Below are 19,483 nucleotides of genomic sequence, written 5' to 3' on the forward strand. Positions count from 1 at the left end.
CTATGGGCTGGCGACGCCAGGCTGCGATACTCCTATTGTTCTTGACTGTTTAAGGTATCGGGGAATTTCTGTTGATCCAGCGCCGCGCGTTCCTGCTGGCTTCGGCCGCGCTTGTCGCGATGCCGGGAAGCCTTCTTGCAAAACCCCGGGTCAAGGGCGGTACGCGCACGACAAAATTGTCCGGTGCGCGCGCGCCGATTGAGGTGATCGAGGACGCGCTGGGGGTGCCGCATGTGCGCGCCGCGTCGCGCCACGACGCTTTTTTTGGACAGGGCTATCTGGTCGCGCGCGACCGTCTGTTCCAAATGGACATCGACTATCGCCGCGACATGGGCCGCATGGCGGAGGCTTTTGGCCCCCGCTTTGTGGCGGCGGACAAAGCGGCGCGGCTGTTTCACTATCGCGGCGACATCGACGCCGAACTGGCGGCGCTGCCGCCCGATGTGCTGGAATGCGCGCGCGGCTATGTCGCCGGGGTGAACGCCCGGATCGACGAACTGGCGGCCGACCCAGCGCAGCTGCCGCTGGAATATGGCATATTGGGGATCACTCCGCTTCGCTGGGATATCCTCGATCTGGTGCGCCGCCGCGGCATCGGTATGGGCGACGCCGATGATGAGGTGCGCCGCGCGCAGTTGCAGTCGCGTGGGCTGCTCGACGCCGAACAGCTGCTGGCACCGCTGCGTCCGGCATGGTCGTTCACGATCCCCGAGGGCCTCGACGTTGCGGCGGTAAGCGGGGCGGATCTGGGCGTGTTGGACCCCGCGAACCGGCCCGTCCCGTTCGATGCGATACAAGGGGTGCCGCTCGACCCCGAACCGGAGGGCGACCGCTTCGCGCTGGGCAGCAATGCGTGGACCATCTCGCCATCGCGCAGCGCCACCGGACGGCCGATTCTGGCCAATGATCCGCATCTGGGCATCGGCGGCGCCAACCCGCGCCACATGATCCATCTGACGGCGCCGGGACTCGATGTCATTGGCGCGGGCGCCCCGGGGCTGCCTGGCATCATGCAGGGCCATACCGATCGTTTCGCCTTTGGCCGCACCAATTTTCATATCGACCAGACCGATCTGTTCATCCTGCGCACCAAGGACGGTGACCCCAGCCGATATTGGCACAAGGGCGAGTGGAAGGCGTTCGAGACATTCGAGGACGAGATCGCGGTCAAGGGCGCGCCGCCCGAGCGCGTGACGCTGCGTTATGCTGGGGGCCGTCCGATCGTGTCGCAGGATGCGGCCCGCCATCGCGCGGTCGCCTTTGCCACCGTCAGCATGTTGCCGGGAGCGAATTCGCGCTTTGCGATGATCGCGATCAACCTGTCCAAGGACTGGGCGTCGCTACGGCAGGCGTTCAAGCTGCACGTGTCGCCGACCAATTTTCACTATGCCGACATCGACGGCAATACCGGGTGGCAGACGATCGGTTTTACCCCACGGCGGCCGAAGCACGACGGGCTGTTTCCCGCCCCCGGCGATGGCGATTATGACTGGACTGGCCTCTTGCCGGTTGAGGATATGCCGCACGTCTATAACCCGCCCGAAGGCTGGTTCGCGTCGGCGAACCAGATGAACCTGCCGGCGGATTATCCCTATCGCGAGCGGATCATCAGCTTCAACTGGAGCGATCCCTATCGCTATGATCGCTGCGCCGAGGTGCTGCGGAGCCAGCCGAAGCACCGGATCGCGGACAGCATCGCGTTGCAGCACGACGTCCAGTCGCTGCCCGCCCGTGCGCTGCTAAAGTTGCTTCCCTCGACGCTGTCGGTTGAGGCGGCGCCGGCGGCCGCCATGCTGCGGCGTTGGGATTGCGGAATCGATGCGGACAGCGCGGCGGCGCTGCTGTTCGAGATGGTGATGGTGGCACTGTCGGCAAGTTTTCGCGACCGCGTGGTCCCCGAGGCAGCAAAGGATTTGATCCCGACGGTCAACCTGTCGGAAATGCTGCGCATTCTGGGCGCGCCCGACAAACGGCTGGGCGATGACCCTGCGGCAGCGCGCGACGCGCTGATCGACGGCGCGTTGATGACGGGCTGGAAAAAAGCCACCGAACTTGGCGGGGCCGATCCGGCAAAATGGCAATGGGGCGATCTGCACCGGGTAACGATTGCGCATCCCTTGGCGTCGTCGAACGCCGCGATTGCTGCAGCTTTCCCGAAGATCGAGGGCGGCCGGTCTGGCGGCGATGGCACCACGCCGATGGCGCGCGGGTTCAATTCACGGCGCGGGTTTAATGTCTCGCACGGCGCCAGCTATTTGTTCGTCGCCGACGTCGGGGCGTGGGACAACAGCCGCTTTCTGCTGCTACCCGGCCAGTCGGCGGATCCGCGCTCGCCGCGCTACCGTGACTTTTATCCCAAGTGGCTGGCGGGAGACATGCAGCCACTGTGGTTCAGCAAGGCGGCGGTCGATCGCCATGCCTTGGAACGGCTGGTGCTGGCGCCGACCCTCTAGAACACCTCGGCAATCGCGACCAGCGCGCGGTCGACCGCGGCGGTCGCCTGACTGTCGGTTCCCTCGGGCATGTCATTGGCCAGCACCGAAAAGATCAGCGTCTTGCCACTCTTTGTCGTGAGATACCCCGACAGCGCGCGCGAGGCATTGAGCGAGCCGGTCTTGGCGAATAGCTTGCCTTCCAGGATTGTCCCCTTGAAGCGGTTCTGCAAGGTGCCATCGCGTCCGGCGATCGGCAGCGTCTCGCGCCACGCCATGCCCCACGGCTGGCGCGCGATCCAGCTGAGCAGGCCGACCGCGGCGCGCGGGCTGATCCGGTTATAGCTCGACATGCCCGACCCGTCCGAAAAGTCGTAGCTGGTGTCGGCCACCCCCGCCTGCGTCATCAACTGCCGCACCGCCGCCTGCCCATCGGCAATCGAGCCGCTGCCCACCTGCCGCGCGACGCGGCGCAGCATCAGTTCGCTGTGGAGATTCTGGCTCTCCTTGTTGATCCGCACCATATTTTCGGCGAGCGGCGGCGCGGGCAGTTCGGCGAGCATCGCGGGTTCGGTGGGCAGGGTGGCGGGGGCGCCCTTGCGGTTATCCGGATCGTCCGCGGCGGTCAGCGGCCGGTGGCGTACCTCAATCGCGCCGTCGACCTGCACGCCGCGCGCCTTCAACAATTCGCCAAGCCGCCACGCGGCATAATGCGCCGGATCGTCGATGCCATAGCGCAAGGTCAGCGGCGCCACGTCGGCGCCGACGGTGCCGGTCAGGCGTAGCACGCGGCTGTTCGGCATCCGATCGGCCTCGATCTTTTCCTCCTTGCCCGCGACGGTAACGACCTGATTGTCGATGCTGAAATAGCCGGAGGTCTGGATCGTCGGCGCCGCGCCAACCGCCCCCGGCGCCAGCTTCACCACCAGCTCATTATCGTCGAGCGTCAGCGCCGAATTGCCGGTGCCATAGCGCGAGACGATATTGTTCCAGCTCATCCCCGGGCTCCAGCGCTCGTCGGGCAGCCAGCTGTCGTCGCCGACGATGTTGCGGACGCGGCGGGTCTTGGACGCGACCGCGTCGGCGAGCGTTTGCAGGCAGTCGGTCTTGCAGTCGTCGGCGCTCGACAGCAAAGGATCGCCGCGGCCGTGGAGCACGACGTCGGTCGCGCCGCCGGTACCGGTTTCGAGCCGGACGCCGGTGCCTTTGGCCGTTTGCTGAAGCAAAGGCAGCTGCGCATAGCCGACTGCGGTCGTGAACATCTTGGTGTTCGAAGCCGGGATGAAGCGCTGGTCGGGGTCGATCGAGACAAGGGTTTCACCCTCCAGCGTCGTGACGAGCACCCCAAATCTTGAACCTGCCGGGGCTTCGGCCAGTTTCTGCTCGACCGTTGCAAGCAGCGGCCCGCGCGCAGGATCGGCGGTCGTTCGGGCGTGAACGGGAGCGCATAGCAGCGCGAGAGCAAGAATCGGAGTGAGCGGTTTGAGCGCGGTTTTCATTGTCTCTCCTGAGCATCCCATGCGGCGATAAGCTGGTCGCCGACGGCGGGGCGTAGTGCGGCGATGCCGCTGTCGAAATGGCGGGTCGGGTGGACCCGGTTGGTGAGCAATGTCCAGCCAAGGCCGCGCTCGAAATCGATCCAGAGGCCAGTGCCGGTGAAGCCGGTATGGCCGATGGTGCCCGGCGAGCAGGCATCACCGCCGTGCCACCCCGCAAAGGCCCGTTCCCAGCCGCAGGTGCGATGGCTTTTGTTCGCGGTGCGCACCTCGGCGAGCATCGTGGGCGACAACAGCGAGCCGTCGAGCATTGCGCGGGCAAAGCCCAGCACCCCATCGACGGTGCCGAACAGTCCGGCATGGCCCGGCGCGCCGCCGAGCGCATAGGCGTTTTCGTCATGCACCTCGCCCTTCAGGACCCTCCCGCGCCATCGGCAATGTTCGGTTGCCACCGCTGGGCCGGGGGGCGGGCCGAAACTGAGCCCGCCGCCGAGCGGCCAATCAGCCAGCGGCGCCCCCGTCAGGCGCTCGATCGCGATGCCCAGCAGGATGAAATTGATGTCCGAATAAGCGGGCGGGCCATGACGCCATTCGCGTTGCAGCACGAACGCGCGCAGCTGCGCCGGATCGCCGCCATAGGTATAGAGCGGCTCAACCGCGGGCAAGAAAGTCCGGTGCATGAGGCAGTCGCGAAAGGTCAGGCGGCGCTCGGCGGCGTTCGCGACGTCATATTGGCGCAGATCCGGGATCGCATCGGTCAGCGGCCGGTCGAGGTCGAGGCGCCCCTGTTCCGCGAGCTTGAGTATCATTGTCGTGGTCGCAATAACCTTGCTGAGCGAGGCAAGATCGAACCAGTGATCGCGGGTCAGCGTTTCGGGTTCAGGGACAAGCGCGGCCATGCCCGCGAACCGAACCGCGTACTCGCCATCCGCCGAAACGATGCCCAGCGCCGCGCCGGGAACCCGTCCGGCTTCGACCGCTGCCGCGACCGGCGCAAAGGCGGCGTCGATCATGGCCGGTCGTCCGCCCGCGGCTTGGCGCGTCCGATCAGCGGCAGGAACAGGATCGCCGCCAGACTGATCACGCCGGAAGCCAGAAAGAAAAGGTCGAAGCCACTATATCCCGCGCTATCGAGCTGCCCAACCACGGTGCCGCCGGCCCCCGCCAGCAGCCGCGGCAAAAGGAAGGCAAAACCCGACAGAAACGCATATTGTGCGCCGGGATAGCGCGGATTCACCAGCATCGACAGATAAACGACAAAGATGGCGCCCGCCATGCCGTTGCCGAACTGATCAGCGGCGGTGGCAATATAGAGCAGGGTCTGATCGTGCGGCTGGTACGCGAGCCAGACGAACCCGAAATTGCCGAACGCCGCGAACAATGCCCCGATCGTCAGGGTGATGCCAAACCGCCAGCGGGTTGTCATCCATCCGCCCAGCCCGACGCCGACAATGCTGGCCGCCAGTGCCACGACGCCGTCGGCCCAGCCGATCTCGGTCTTGGTGTAGCCGAGCCCGAGGATCATCGGTTTCGACAGGTTGAGCGCCAGCACGTCGCCCATGCGATAGACCGAGACAAAGGCCATCAACGCGATAGCGTAGCCGCCGTAGCGCCAGAAGAAATCGACATAGGGGCCGATCGCCGCCGACGCGCGCAGCGGCGAATCGGGCGCGGCGCCCCGGATGCGCGGCAGCATCGCGGCCATCGCCAGAAACGGCAGCATCGCGATGCCAAGCACCCAGGGTGTCACATTCGTCTTGGCGCTGATGCCAAGGCCCGCGGCGGCGCCAAGCAAGAGCCAGCCGACCGCCGCGACCAGGGCCGCCAGCGCGAACAAGATCACCGCGCTCGTCGCTAGTCCGCCGGCCAACGCAGCAGAGCGACCACCCGCACCGCGTCGTTCGGGCGGCAGCGCCGCGAGGATCGGCAGCGGCACGAACGCCCCGACCGCGATCAACAGATAGGCGGCGGTCCAGCCGGGCGCGATGCCCAGCGCTTGCAGGGTCGGCGCCACGATGCCGCCGACGTCCGCGAACAGCAGCGCGCCGCTGCCCGCCGCGACCATCGCGGTGCGATAACCCCACAGATTTGCCGCGGCGAGGGGGCCCTGCAACTCGGGCGTCGGTCCCAGCTCGACCCGCCACGCGTCGGCCGCAACCTCCAGCGTCGTCGTCCAGAAGGCGAGCAGCACCGCAAACAGGGCGGTGAGCGCCAAGCTGTCGTCGGCCGATGTGAATGCCATCGCCAGCATGGCGGTGACGATACCGAGCTGCGGCAGCATGATCCAGCCGCGCCTTTTCCCCCAGAAGCGCGTAAATCCAGGCACCGCATAGCGGTCGAGCAAGGGCGCCCACAGGAATTTGAAGGTCGGCAACAACTGGACCCAGGCGAAAAAACCGATAATCGCCAGCGCGACGCCATGATCGGTCAGTCGCACCGCCAGCACGGTCGAAAACATGTAAAAGGGCAGTCCAGCGGAAAAGCCGAGCATCAGATAGAGGATACGCGCGCGTCGTTGCGCCGACCTGGCATCACCATCGCGCGCGAGCGCCACGGCCGAGACGTCGCTATTCGAGGCCGCTGCGGTCACTTGCCAGTCTCGGGCGCGCTCGCCTGTTCCCAGCGCCCGACGACGCTGGTTACCGTGAGGTTGGCGCTGGCGCTCGCCACCGTGCGGGTCATGTCGAGCAGGCGGTCGAACGGCAGAACAAAGCCGACGACCAGTGCGGTCTGTTCGGGGGTCACTCCCACCGCCGAGAGCACGGCGGCGAGCATGAACAGCGACGCCGACGGGATCGGCGCGGTGCCAAAGGCGGCGAGCGCGCCAGTGAGCAGGACGATCGCCAGCATCGACAGATCGGGTTCGATCCCCACGGCCTGGAGCGCAAAGATGCTGAGCAGCCCGACATACATCGCAGTGCCATCCTTGCCGATGCTGGCGCCGATCGGCAGCACAGTCTTGGCAACGCCGGGGGCGATGTGCAGATCGTCGAGCGCGATGCGCAGCGCGACGGGCAGCGTCGCCGCCGACGACGCGGTCGAAAAGGCGACAGCCAGCGCGTCGACGATCGTGCGATAGAAGCGCAGCACCGACCGGCGCACGACAAAGGCGAGCAGCGGCACATGGACCAGCAGAATTTGGAGGACCACCCCCACCGCGACCGCAATCGCCAGCCAACCGATGTTGGCAAACACCGCGACGCCATTGTCGGCGACCGCCTTGGCAATCAACGCAAGGACGCCGAACGGGGTTATCTCCATCACGATGCGCACCAAGTGGAACAGCACCTGTCCCGCCGATTGCAGCAGGTCGGCCATCGGGCGGCCCTGTTCGCCCGCCAGGATGACGCCGAAGCCGAGCAGGATCGAAAAAAAGATGATCGCCAGCATGTCGCCGTCGACAAGCGCCTGGACGATGTTAATCGGTACGATGCCGACCAGCTGGTCGTGGAGCGACTTGGGCTCGCCGAGCGCGTGCGGCGCGGCGCTGCCCAGCGCGGCGCCTTGGCCTGGTTCGATCAGTAGGCCGACAAGGATGCCGATCGACACGGCGCAGAAGGTTGTGAAGGCGAAGAGGCCGACGGTGCACGCGCCGACAGATCCCAGCTTGCGCGGATCGGCGAGCGCGGTGACCCCCGACGCGATGCTGATAAACACGATCGGCACCACCAGCATCCGGATCAGGCGGACGAACAATTCGCCGATAATCGCCAGCGCTGACGCGGCGGCGGGCCAGAGTAGCCCCAGCGCAACGCCGATGACCATCGCCCCCAACACCCGCTGCCACAGCGGCACCGCAAACCAGCCGCGAAGAAAAACTGTCATCGGCCTTGTTGTCCCGATCCCGTCAAATCCCGCCCCAAAATCCGGGCTGCGGCGGCGACAGCAGGCCGTTGGCGCCGCGGACTCCCCCGGCGCGATCCTCGGCAAGCCAGAGCGGTCCGTCAAGGTCCGCAAAGCTGCTGGTCGCGGCAATCGCCCAGGCCGGGGCGATCGACAGCGAGGAACAGATCATGCAGCCGGTCATGACGTCCAGCCCGCGCGCTCGCGCCGAGTCCGCTAGTTCGAGCGCCGCGGTCAATCCGCCTGTCTTGTCGAGCTTGATGTTCACCACGCCATAGCCGTCGGGCAGCGTATCGAGATCGGCGGCAACATGCACCGCTTCATCGGCAGCGATCGGGATCGCCGAGCGAAATCCAGCCAGATCGCCGTCGGCGTTGGCGGGCAGCGGCTGTTCGAGCAGGTCGATCCGCAGATCGGACATCAGCCCTTGCAGGTCGCGCACCTCGGCGATTGTCCAGCTTTCGTTGGGATCGACGATCATTTTAGGGCTCGGCGCCGCAGCCCGGACGGCAGCCAGCAGCGCGGCGGGATCGTTGCGATCGACCTTCACCTTCAGCAAAGGTGCGTCGGCGAGCGCCGCGGCGGCGGCGGCCATATTGCTCGGCGTATCGAGGCTGATCGTCATCGCGGTCACGATCGGGCGCAGCGGGCGATCTAGATCGAGCGCCGCCGCCAGATCGCTGCCCGCCAGCCGCAGCTCGAGATCCCACAGCGCGCAGTCGATCGCGTTTCGCGCGGCGCTGGCGGGCATCAGCTGGAGCAGCGCCTGCCGGTCCAGCCCTTGCTCGATCGCACCGCGCAGGCTTTCGATCGCCGCGACCGCGCTTTCGACGCTCTCCCCATAACGCGGATAAGGGACACCTTCGCCGCGTCCGGTCAGGCCGTCCTCGCCGATCGTTACGGTGACGACCTCGGCCGCGGTCTTGACCCCGCGCGAGATGCGAAAAGGCGCATGCAGTTTAAACGTCTCGGCAAAGACGGTCAGGGTGCGGGGCATGGCGGTCGGGTCAGGCAGTTGCGGCAACGGCAGGCGAAGGGGCGGTCACGCCCAGCAGCCGGTCGAGGATCGCCTCGACCCCGAAGCGATAGGGGTCGCTGGTCGGCAGGCCGAACTCGGCTGCGGTGGCGGCGCAGAGCGCGCGCGCATCATCCTCGGCCATCGCCGAGGTGTTGAGCGCGATCCCGACCACCTGCACATCGGCGTTGGTCAGCTGCGCGACACGGACGTTCGCCTCCAGCGTTTCGGCGATGCCGGGCAGCGGATAATGCGGCAGGCCGCGCATATGCGGGCGCACCGGATCGTGGCAGAGGACGAGCGCGTCGGGCTGCGCGCCGTGCAGCAGCCCCGTCGACACCCCGGCGAACGATGGGTGGTAAAGCGAGCCCTGTCCTTCGATCAGATCCCAGCCATCGTCGCTGCGCGCCGGCGAAATCTGTTCGATCGCGCCCGAGATGAAGTCGGCGACCACGGCGTCGAGCGGGACGCCGTCGCCCGCGATCAGAATGCCGGTCTGTCCGGTGGCGCGGAAATTTGCGGCAACACCGCGCTGTTCTAGCGCGCTGGTGAGGCAGAGGGTCGTGTACATTTTGCCCACCGAACAATCGGTGCCGACGGTCAGCAGCCGATTGCCCGCGCGCTTTTTGCCGTTGCCGATCGGGATGTCCGGCCGCGGGTCGCGCACATCGTGCAGCTTTCGGCCTAGACGCGCCGCGGCCTCGACCAGTCGCGGTTCGGCATTCAACCGGTGGTGCAGCCCCGATGCAATATCGAGCCCCGCCTCCATTGCGGCCAGCGCGTCGACAACCAGATCCTCGCCCAGCTTGCCGCCCGCATTGGCAATACCCAGCACCAGAGTGCGGGCTCCCGCCGTGCGCGCTGCGGCGAAATCCATGCGCGGCAGGTCTAGCGTCAGCGGACAATCATCGTGGCGATATTCGCCGACGCAGATGTCGGGGCGAAACACTGCAAGCCCGCGCGAAGTCTTGATGTCGGCGGGATCGCTGGAATGGCCGAGGTAGAGAAGATAGGGCGTGTCGATCATGGCTCAAAGCAACCTGCGGGACGATGAAGGGGCCAATACTAGCTCCACCCGTCCTGATGCCCCAATATCCTGCGCCTCATATCCTATAGCCTGATGCTATAATCCTTCGATCACCGTAGCAAGCTCGTCCAGAAACGCCGACGCCGTTTTCGACGGCGGGCGATTCTGCAAATAGACCGCATTAATGTCGAAGGTGATTGCGGGTTGCAGCGGGCGGCTCGCCAGTCCGGGCGACAATTCGGCGTGTGCCGTGAAATTGTCGACGATCGCCATGCCGACCCCGGCGCTGACCAGCGCGGCGGCAACATAATAGGTGCGCGCCGACACCACTTCGTCCAGCTCGACCTCCAGACGGCTGAGTTCGCTCGACAGCATCCGGCCGATCGGGCCGCCCTGCACCGGGCTGATGAACTTCTGCCCGCGCAGCTGGTCGAGGTGCAAGCGCGGCGGCGCGGTGGGCATGTCCTCTTCGCGGTAAATCACCACCAGCTCGCCCTCGCCGATCACCTGGTGCGCGACGGGGGCCGACAGCGGCACTTCAAAACTGATCGCGATGTCGGTTTCATGCTCGTAAAGCTTGCGCACCATTTCGTCGTGATGGAGCGTCTGCAAGTCGAACATGATATCCTCATGATCGCTCAGGAACCGTGCCACTGCCGCGGGGATGGCGCCCAGGCCGAGCGACGGCAACGCCGAAATACGCAGCAAGCCGCCGCGCCCGTGGCGCAAATTCTGACACGCCTGGCGCAAAGAGCGCACCCGATCCTGAATGTCGGACACTTCGGCGAACAGCGTATGCGCGTCCTGCGTCGGGATCAGCCGCCCCTTCGCTCGTTCGAACAGGGTCAGCCCGATCGAACGTTCGGCGTGGCGCAGCACCTTGGTCACCGACGGTTGCGATACATTGAGCGAGCGCGCCGCGGCGCTGACTGTGCCATGCAGGAAAACCGCGTGGAAAATCTCGATCTGGCGCAGGTTCATTCGATCTTTGCCCCAAGTGCTGGTGATAAGGCGGCAAAAAGCCACATTTGCGCTCTTATGCCATTGGGTTATAGGCGCTGCAACACCCCTCTCTGGACGCGGGCTGCCGGTTGGACCCATGCTGATCGTCGGTAAACGCCAGATGGCGCCGTGTCGCCAAAGCGGCTCTCCCTCGTTCTCCTGAAAGGACTACGCCGATGCCCCATACTTCGTTTTTCATGCGCCGGACGATCGGTGCGATTGCGGGCGGAGCGATGGTGGGGGCCGCCGCGCTGCTCGGCGCTGCTGGCGCCGCGGCGCAGGCAAGCGAGGTGGTCGATGTGATCATTCGCGGCGGGACGATCTATGACGGCGGCGAGGGCAAGCCGTTTGTCGGCGACGTGGCGATACGCGGCGACCGCATTGTTCATGTTGGTCGCTCCGGCAGCTATTCAGCAAGCCGGATCATCGACGCAAAGGGGATGATTGTCGCCCCCGGTTTCATCGATCCGCACACCCACGCCGACAGCTTCCTCCGGTCGCCCGACCCGGCGGTGCGCATCAACGCAGCATGGCTATACCAAGGGGTCAGCACGGTGATGATCGGCGTCGATGGCAATGGCACCCCCGATGTTGCGGCGGACAGCGGCAAGCTGGCGGCGTCGGGGATCGGGACTAACATCGTCCCCTTTGTCGGGTTCGGACCGGTGCGCCAGCGGGTTCTGGGTCCGGATGCCCGCGCGCCGACGGTCGCCGAACTGGATGCGATGAAGGCGTTGGTGGCCAAGGGCATGTGCGAAGGCGCGGTCGGGCTGTCCGCCGGACTTTTCTATGCGCCGCAAAGTTTCGCGACCGCCGGCGAAGTCGTGGCCGTCGCGCGCGAGGCGGCGATCCGCGGCGGCCTTTACGACACCCACCAGCGTGATGAATCGAGCTACAGCATCGGCCTGCTCGGGTCGGTCGAGGAAGCGATCGATATCGGCAAGGAGGCGGGAATGCCCGTTCATTTCGCCCATCTGAAGGCTCTCGGTGTCGACGTCCATGGCCAAGCGGGCGCGGTGATCGCCGCGATCGAAGCGGCACGGGCCGCGGGGGTCGAAGTCACTGCCGATCAATATCCGTGGCTGGCGTCGGGTTCGAACCTCGACGCATCGCTGCTGCCGCGCTGGGCGGTCGATGGCGGCGGCGCGGCCCTGCTGAAGCGGCTCGACGATCCCGCGACGCTGGCTCGGATGCGCGCTGAAATGCAGGACAATCTGCGACGCCGCGGCGGCGCGAGCGCGCTGCTGCTGATCGCCGAGGGTTTCCCATGGACCGGAAAGACGCTGGAGCAGGTCGCAGCCGAGTGGAAACTGGACAGCCGCGACGCGGCGCTGCGGATCATTCGCCAGAGCGTCGAGGCGAAGAGCCAGGGACAGAAGGGCGGCGGCACCGCGGTCGCCTCGTTCAACATGGCGCAGGCGGATGTCGACCTGCTGATGCAGCAGCCGTGGATGGTCACCTCGTCCGACGGATCGGATGGCCACCCCCGTATGTTCGCAAGCTTCCCCGAAAAATATGTCCGCTACGTTCGCGAACGTAAGGTCATCAGCCTGGCGACCTTCATCCGCCAATCGACCGGGCGCACCGCCGACATCTACAAGCTCGACCGGCGCGGCTATCTGCGTTCGGGCTATTTCGCCGATGTGGTCGTCTTCAACCCCGCCGCATATGCGCCGCGCGCCGATTATGTGCGCCCGCGCGAACTCAGCGCCGGCGTCCAGAGCCTGTTCGTCAACGGTGCGCTGGCGCTGGATAACGGCCGCGCAACGGGAATTCCGGCAGGTCGCGCGCTGCTGCGGCCCCGACCGCCGGGCTGCCCCTAGCGGTGCCACGCGGTTCGCCGAGCATCGGACTACGGCTGACCAACGCGCCGCTGATTATGCGCAACTCGAGCTCAAAAACGCGCACGTGCGCGATTGGGCTGCAAAGCCGCTTGTGAAAGGCGGTGGTGGGACAGTAGGAATGCCCCATGTTTCTAAGCACCGACCCCTCCCCGTCAATTGCCATGCTGAGCCGCGGGTGAGCAAGGATAAGCTTGGCGATGGTGCGCGACCGACCATGGCCGATATCGCTCGCGAACTCGGCGTTGCGAAAATCACCGTTTCGCGCGCGCTGTCTGACCATGCAACGGTCAAAGAAAGCACGCGCGCGTTGATTCGCGAGACCGCCGAGCGCATGGGCTATCGGCTCAATGTGTCGGCGCGCAATTTACGGCAACAGCGGACGCGGACGATCGCGGTGGTCATCGAAATGACCCCGTCGCACGAACGGTTGATGAGCGAGCCTTATCCCTTGCTGTTGCTGGGCGGCATCCTGCAGCAGCTGACCGCGGCGGGGCAGAATATGGTGCTGACCACGATCGATCTGTTTTCGCAGGCGCCGCCGTCGGCCGACGGGGTGATCCTGCTGGGGCAGGGGGTGCATGACGATGCCGCGGCGGTGATCGCGGCGACGGGGCTGCCCTATGTCGTGTGGGGCGCCGAGCATGGACCGCCCGAGCGCATCGTCGTCGGCAGTGACAATCGCGCCGGGGGGCGGTTGGCAGCGGAATATCTGGTCGGGCGCGGACGGCGGCGGCTGTTGTTCCTGGGCGATGCCGGACACGGCGAGGCAGAGGACCGGCTGAACGGCTTTCGCGACGGACTTGTCGGGACCGATGCCGCCATCGTCGCCAATATCCCCTGCGCCTTCACGGTTGCGGCGGGGCGTGAGGCGGTGGCGCCGTTGCTGGAAAGTGCGGCGCTGAGCTTTGACGGCATTTTTGCGAGCAGCGATGCGATTGCGATGGGGGCGATCGAGGCGCTGCGGGCGCGGGGGCATGACGTTCCCGGCGCGGTGTCGGTCGTCGGGTTCGACGATTCGCCGGGCGCCGGTCTGTTTTCGCCGCCGCTGACCAGCATCCGCCAGGACTGGGCGGTGGGGGGCGAGTTGCTGGCGCAGAAGGTGCTCGACCTGGTGGCAGGGAAAGCCGTGGATTCGCGGGCGATGCCGGTCGAATTGATCATCCGCGAGAGTTAGCCGGAAGTTGGCGAAGGTGCCGCGCAGCGTGACCTGACGAGCAAAATGGTATCGATATCTTGACATCGATACCATTTTGCGGGACATCGCCGTTCAGAGCAGGGGTCGAGTAGCCCCGGCCGGGGTGAGGATGCGGTGGCGATTTCCGAGCAAAGTTTGGGCGCAATGCCAACAGCGCAGTCCGGCGTGGGCAGAATTGGGTCGGCGCAGCTTGGCACAGGTGCAATGCCGTTGGCGCAGGGCGACGGCGACCCGATGCGGCTGGTCCGGCGCGGCGCCGAGGCGACTGGCGCGCAGGCGGCGGCGCTGTTTGCGCTGGCGAACGGGCTGGTCGGCGTCGAAGGGGTGATCGATGAACTCGCATCGGCCCCGGCGGCCTATCTGCCCGGCGCCTATGTCCGCCGCCCGATTGATTATCACGAGAGCTTTCCCGGTTATGCGAGCGCGACCGATACGCGGATCGCCTGTCCCAGCCCGGTGCTGCTGCGCCTGGCGATCGACGGCGTGCCGGTCGATTTCGCCGCTGCCGAAGTTGCCGACACCGAAACGACGCTCGATCTTGCCACCGGCACGCTGCGCCGCGTGACGCACTGGCGGCTGGCCGATGGCCGCCGCCTGGAGATTGCCGCCGACCGCATTGTGCCCCTGTCGGGCGGGGCGTGCGTGGCGTCGCGCATCCATATTCGCCCGCTCGATTTCGGCGGCGCGGTCGCGGCGACGCTGACCTATGGCGCCGACAGCGCCGCGCCGACCGGCGCCGAAGCCGACGACCCGCGCATTTCGGCGCGGCTGCGCCCGGCGTGGACGATGCTTCCCCCCCTGCCGGGCGACCCGTCCACGGTCACCCGGTTCGCGCAGGACGCCGTCGAGCTTGCCTATGCGCAGCATGTCACTTGCCATACCGCGCCGGTCGCCGCTGTGGTGGGCGGGCATGTCGTGCAGGGCGAGCTGGTCGCCGGCGGCGCCCTGACCATCGACCGGGTGGTCACGCTGGCTGCGGCCCGCGGCCATCCGGTCGATCTGGCCGCGTTGGACGATGCGCCAATCGGTTTCGACGCCATCGCCGAGGCCCAGCGCGCCGCAGCCGGGCAGCTGTGGGATAATGCTGACCTTGCGATCGACGCCGATAACGAACTCGCCGCCGCGCTGCGCTTCAATCTGTTCCAGCTCCACCAGTCGGCGAGCCGCGACCCCGACCACAGCATCGGCGCCAAGGGGCTGACCGGCGAGGGGTATGAGGGCCATTATTTCTGGGATGCCGAAACCTTCATGCTGCCGGTGCTGGCGTTGCAGGCGCCCGCCAAGGCGCGGACCCTGCTGGCCTATCGCATCGGCAAGCTCGACCGCGCGCGGGCACATGCGAGGGCGCTCGGCCATCGCCGCGGGGCGCTCTATCCGTGGCGGACGATCGGCGGCGACGAATGTTCGTCGCACTATCCGACGGGGTCGGCGCAATATCATATCAACGGCGACATCGCCTATGCGCTGGCGCTGTATGTCGCGGCGACCGGCGACGATGATTTCCGCAGCCAGGCCGCGCCGATGCTGTTCGACACCGCGCGCATCTGGATGGAGATCGGGGCGTTCGATCCCCGGCGCGGCGGCGCCTTTTGCATCCATGGCGTGACCGGGCCCGACGAGTATTCGGCGCTGGTCGACAATGATTTTTACACCAACGCCATCGCGCGGCGCCACTTGGCCTATGCCGCCGACACCGCCGACTGGCTGCGCAGCAGCGGCCGCGGCCAGCCGGGTGCGGTCGAGGTGGGCGACGCCGAAGTGGCCGAATGGCGCCGCGCGGCGGCGGCGATGTGGCTGCCGGTCGATGCGGACCTTGGCATCAATCCGCAGGACGATGCCTTTCTGGGCCGCCCAAAGCTGCCGGGATGGGCGGGCGGCGATGGGCACGGGCCATTGCTGATGCGCTATCACCCGATGATCCTGTTCCGCCATCAGGTCGCGAAGCAGGGCAATGTCGTGCAGGCGATGGCGATGGACCTGACCGCGATGCCGCTGACGCGGCAGCGGCGCAATTTCGACTATTATGCGCAGGTTACGACGCATGATTCGACATTGTCGTCGGTGTCGTTCGCGATCGCCGCGGCGCGGCTGGGCGACGAGGCCGCGGCGCTCGCTTTCCTCGGCGAATGCGCTTTTGTCGATCTGGAGGATCGCCACGGCAATACGTCGCACGGGCTGCACATGGCGGCGCTCGCGGGAAGCTGGCTGGTGCTGGCGCAGGGCTGGGGCGGACTGCGCCTCGATGGCGCCGCCCCGTCGTTCCGGCCGCAACTGCCCGCCGTCTGGACCAGCTATCGCTTTCGCCTGCAATGGCGCGGCAGCACGATCGAACTGGCGGTCGACGACGCGGGCTGCACCTACCGCCTGCTGGCCGGGGCGCCGGTCGCCATTCTCGATCATAGCCGCCCGCTGTCGGTCGGCAGCGATCCGGTGACCATGGAGCGCCCGGCGCTGAAGGGCGTGATCTTCGACCTCGACGGGGTGCTGACCGACACCGCCGAGGATCATTATCAGGCGTGGCAGGCGCTGGCCGACGCGCACGGCCTGACGTTCGATCGCGAAGCCAACCATGCGCTGAAGGGCGTCGATCGCGCCGGATCGCTGCGGCTGATCCTCGACCAGTCGGGCAAGGCCGTCGCGCAGCCGAAGTTCGAGGCCATGCTCGCCGAAAAAAACGCCAGCTATGTCGCGCGGCTCAGGGGCTATTCGCCCGCCAATCTGTTCGATGGCGTGGAAGGGCTATTCGCCGACCTGCGCGCCGCCGGGCTGAAGATCGGACTTGCCTCGGCCAGCCGCAACGCGGGCGACGTCGTGCGGCTGCTGGGCATCGCCGACGACTTCGATTTCATCGCCGACGCGGCGGCGGTGGCGAACGCCAAGCCCGCGCCCGACATTTTCCTGGCCTGTGCCGCGGGCATGGGCCTGTCCCCCCGGGACTGCGTGGGCGTCGAGGACGCCCGCGCCGGAATTTCGGCCATCCATGCGGCGGGCATGGTGGCCATTGGCATCGGGTCAGAAGAGGCGCTGCCCGATGCCGACATCAACGTCCCCGCCATCGGCGATCTTTCGCTCGGCCAGATCCTGTCGGCAGAACAGGCAGCGGCGGGGCGGGGAAACCGATCAATCAGAACAGGTAAAGTGGAGGATATGCCATGTTGAAGAAAAGCTATCTGCTGTCGTCGCTCGCGCTTGCCGCGCTGCCGACCGCAGCGTTCGCGCAGGAAACGCCTCAGTCCGACGATGCGGCGGCGGCGAATGAGGAAATCATTGTCACTGGCACCGCCGGCGGCGGGGTCAATCGCCAGGACGCGGCGTTCGCGATCACCAGCATCAATTCCGACGCAATCGCGCGTGCGGCGCCGAACAGCACCGCCGACTTGTTCAAGGTCATCCCCGGCGTGTCGGCCGAAAGTTCGGGCGGCCAGAATGGCGCGAACATCTTCGTCCGCGGCTATCCGTCGGGCGGCGACGCCGAATTCGTCACGCTGACCGTGCAGGGCGTGCCCTTTTTCTCGCCGCCGACGCTGTCGTTCCTCGAGAACACCCAGTTGATCCGCATCGACGAGACGATCGAGCGGGTCGAGGCGGTGCGCGGCGGCACCGGCGCATTGTTCGGCAACGGCCAGCCCGGCCTGACCGTCAACTTCGTCCAGAAGGAAGGCGGCCGCGATTTCGAAGGGCTGGTGAAGGCCAGCGTCACCGATTATGGCGACCTGCGCGGCGACTTGCTGTTGTCGGGGCCGCTCGGCGAGAATACCAGCTTCATGGTTGGCGGCTATTATGCGAGCGGCAACGGCATCCGCGACCCGCGCTTCACCGCCGAAAAAGGTGGCCAGATCACCGCCAACGTCCGCCACGATCTGGACAAGGGGTCGATCCTGGTCTTTGCCCGCTACCTGAACGATCGCGGCCAGTGGCTGTTGCCGATCCCGGTGATCCGCGACGGCGACAAGGTCCGCCAGTTCGGCAATATCGACCTGGGGTCGGGGGTGCTCGCCGGTCCCGAAACGCGGCTGAGCACGCTGCCCGACGGAACGCGCGCCAATCTGGCCGACGGCCGCGGCGCCAAGCTGGTCAACCTGGGCACCAATTTTGACTATGAGGTCGGCGACGGATTGCAGCTGCGGTACCGCGCGAGTTACCTGAAGGGCGACGCCGACACGACGGGGCTGGTCCCCGCGAGTACCGCGACGACCGCCGATGCCTATGCCGCGTCGCTGGGCAGCACGGTGGGCAGCCTGACCTATGTCAATGGCGGGCAGGCGGTGGCGGGGACGCAGCAGGTCATTCGCGCCGGCACCTGGATCGTCCGCAAGCAGATCGAAAATTTTGCCAACGATCTGGCGGTCGAATGGGAAAGCGGCAGCAACAAGCTGACTGTCGGTGCCTATTTTGCCGATTTTTCATCGAACGATCAGTGGAATCTGGGCAATGTCCATCTGCTGACCGCCGAGAATAACGCGCGTCTGCTCAACCTGACGCTGGCGAACGGCCAGATCGCGACCGACCGCGGCTTTACCCAGGGTTCGTTCTTCAACGTCAACGCCGCCTATGACGGCCGCGAATACGCCTTTTACGCGACCGACGAATTTCAGATCACCCCCGAACTGCGCTTCGACGCCGGGGTGCGGTACCAGAATTACAAGGCGACCGGGACGATCGAGAACAACAGTTCGGTCGATACCGACGGCAACCCGAACACGCTCTACAACAATGGCACCGCGGTGCTGAACGGCACCTTCCGCAACATCGCGTATAACAAGGGCGCCTGGTCGTGGACTGCGGGGTTGAATTACGACATTTCGTCGTCGGTTGGCGCCTATGTCCGCTACAATCGCGGCAACACCAATCCCTTCTTCGACAATCTGCGCGACGGCATTTTCGTGTCGCCGCGGGTCGATAATTTCGAGGGTGGGTTGAAGGTTCGCACCGACCCGCTGTCGCTCTATGCCACGCTGTTCCACACCAAGTTCACCGGGCTGGTGACAACGGTGATCCAGAATGGCGCGCCGGTTGCCGACATCGGCGGCGCGCGCAGCACCGGGATCGAGCTGGAAGGGCAATTGCGCCCCATCGACAATTTCAGCATCGCCTTTTCGGGCACCTGGCTGAACGCCAAATATCGCGATTTCTTTGCGGGCGGCGGGACGATCGACCTCAGCGGCAACCGGGTGCAGCGCCAGCCGAAATGGCAATGGCGGGTGACCCCATCCTATGACATCGAATTCGGCGGCGGCAGCAAGGTCTCGCTCTATTCGACCTTCAGCTATGTCGGCGACCGGTTCTCCGACACCGCGAACACCCAGTCACTGCCCAATTATTTCAAGATTGATGCCGGGGTGCGGGTCGATGTGAACGACGCGCTGGAATTCGCGGTGACCGCCGACAATCTGACCGACAAGGCTGGATTGACCGAGGGCGATCCGCGGACGCTGGGGCAGACCGGCGGGCAGGTGGTCAATGCGCGCCCGATCCTGGGCCGGTCATTCCGGTTCAGCGCGGCGTATCGGTTCTGAGTTCATCCCTCCCTGGGTGGTCGCGGCCTCTTCGCGGCCACCCCTTCTTTTTTTTGGGGTTCGATATTTCTATTGTCGTCACCCCGGACCCTTCGACAAGGTCAGGACAGGCT

General features: G+C 66.1%; 12 protein-coding genes. 5 read left to right on the top strand and 7 right to left on the bottom strand.

Annotated features, from left to right (window positions below; translation table 11 throughout):
* The first annotated feature begins 71 nt into the window (after positions 1-71).
* Positions 72-2,453 carry a penicillin acylase family protein gene (locus VGN68_RS08335; protein WP_327475680.1) on the top strand — a complete coding sequence of 794 codons (2,382 nt, stop codon included), beginning with the start codon at positions 72-74 and terminating at the stop codon, positions 2,451-2,453.
* On the opposite strand, the gene dacB is transcribed toward VGN68_RS08335, so the two are convergent.
* The 7 genes from dacB to VGN68_RS08370 all read right to left on the bottom strand — a co-directional run bounded on the left by dacB (position 2,450) and on the right by VGN68_RS08370 (position 10,794).
* On the bottom strand, positions 2,450-3,931 hold the full coding sequence (gene dacB / locus VGN68_RS08340; RefSeq protein ID WP_327475681.1) for a D-alanyl-D-alanine carboxypeptidase/D-alanyl-D-alanine endopeptidase: 1,482 nt from the start codon (positions 3,929-3,931) through the stop codon (positions 2,450-2,452). The two genes, VGN68_RS08335 and dacB, sit on opposite strands and share 4 nt — an antisense overlap.
* On the bottom strand, positions 3,928-4,941 hold the full coding sequence (locus VGN68_RS08345) for a serine hydrolase domain-containing protein (protein WP_327475682.1): 1,014 nt from the start codon (positions 4,939-4,941) through the stop codon (positions 3,928-3,930). The genes dacB and VGN68_RS08345 overlap by 4 nt, the downstream gene beginning before the upstream one ends.
* Complete coding sequence (locus tag VGN68_RS08350) at positions 4,938-6,518, bottom strand: permease (protein ID WP_327475683.1); 1,581 nt, start codon at positions 6,516-6,518, stop codon at positions 4,938-4,940. Before VGN68_RS08350 ends, VGN68_RS08345 begins: the two co-directional genes overlap by 4 nt.
* Positions 6,515-7,753: a dicarboxylate/amino acid:cation symporter gene (locus VGN68_RS08355; protein ID WP_327475684.1), complete on the bottom strand. Its 1,239-nt coding sequence runs from the start codon at positions 7,751-7,753 to the stop codon at positions 6,515-6,517. Before VGN68_RS08355 ends, VGN68_RS08350 begins: the two co-directional genes overlap by 4 nt.
* Before the next feature lie 22 nt (positions 7,754-7,775).
* Positions 7,776-8,768, bottom strand: a complete 993-nt coding sequence (dgcA, locus tag VGN68_RS08360; protein WP_327475685.1) for an N-acetyl-D-Glu racemase DgcA — start codon at positions 8,766-8,768, stop codon at positions 7,776-7,778.
* A 10-nt stretch (positions 8,769-8,778) separates the two neighbouring features.
* A complete protein-coding gene (gene dgcN / locus VGN68_RS08365; RefSeq protein WP_327475686.1) occupies positions 8,779-9,813 on the bottom strand; it encodes an N-acetyltransferase DgcN in 1,035 nt (344 codons plus the stop codon).
* Positions 9,814-9,909: 96 nt separating this feature from the next.
* Positions 9,910-10,794, bottom strand: a complete 885-nt coding sequence (locus VGN68_RS08370; RefSeq protein ID WP_327475687.1) for a LysR family transcriptional regulator — start codon at positions 10,792-10,794, stop codon at positions 9,910-9,912.
* A 218-nt stretch (positions 10,795-11,012) separates the two neighbouring features.
* Here VGN68_RS08370 and VGN68_RS08375 point away from each other — a divergent pair, with 218 nt between their 5' ends.
* The 4 genes from VGN68_RS08375 (at position 11,013) to VGN68_RS08390 (ending at position 19,370) form a co-directional block, all read left to right on the top strand.
* Entirely contained in the window at positions 11,013-12,638 is a 1,626-nt protein-coding gene (locus tag VGN68_RS08375; RefSeq protein ID WP_414713031.1) for an N-acyl-D-amino-acid deacylase family protein, read from the top strand.
* A gap of 235 nt (positions 12,639-12,873) precedes the next feature.
* Entirely contained in the window at positions 12,874-13,833 is a 960-nt protein-coding gene (locus VGN68_RS08380) for a substrate-binding domain-containing protein (protein WP_327475689.1), read from the top strand.
* Between the two features lie 225 nt (positions 13,834-14,058).
* The gene (gene pgmB / locus VGN68_RS08385; RefSeq protein ID WP_327475691.1) at positions 14,059-17,013 is read left to right on the top strand and encodes a beta-phosphoglucomutase; all 2,955 of its coding nucleotides are present in this window, start codon (positions 14,059-14,061) and stop codon (positions 17,011-17,013) included.
* Positions 17,007-19,370, top strand: coding sequence for a TonB-dependent siderophore receptor (locus VGN68_RS08390; RefSeq protein WP_327475692.1), 2,364 nt, complete (start codon positions 17,007-17,009; stop codon positions 19,368-19,370). Before pgmB ends, VGN68_RS08390 begins: the two co-directional genes overlap by 7 nt.
* The last annotated feature ends 113 nt before the right edge of the window (positions 19,371-19,483 follow it).

The organism is Sphingopyxis sp. (assembly GCF_035998965.1).
Lineage (GTDB): Bacteria > Pseudomonadota > Alphaproteobacteria > Sphingomonadales > Sphingomonadaceae > Sphingopyxis.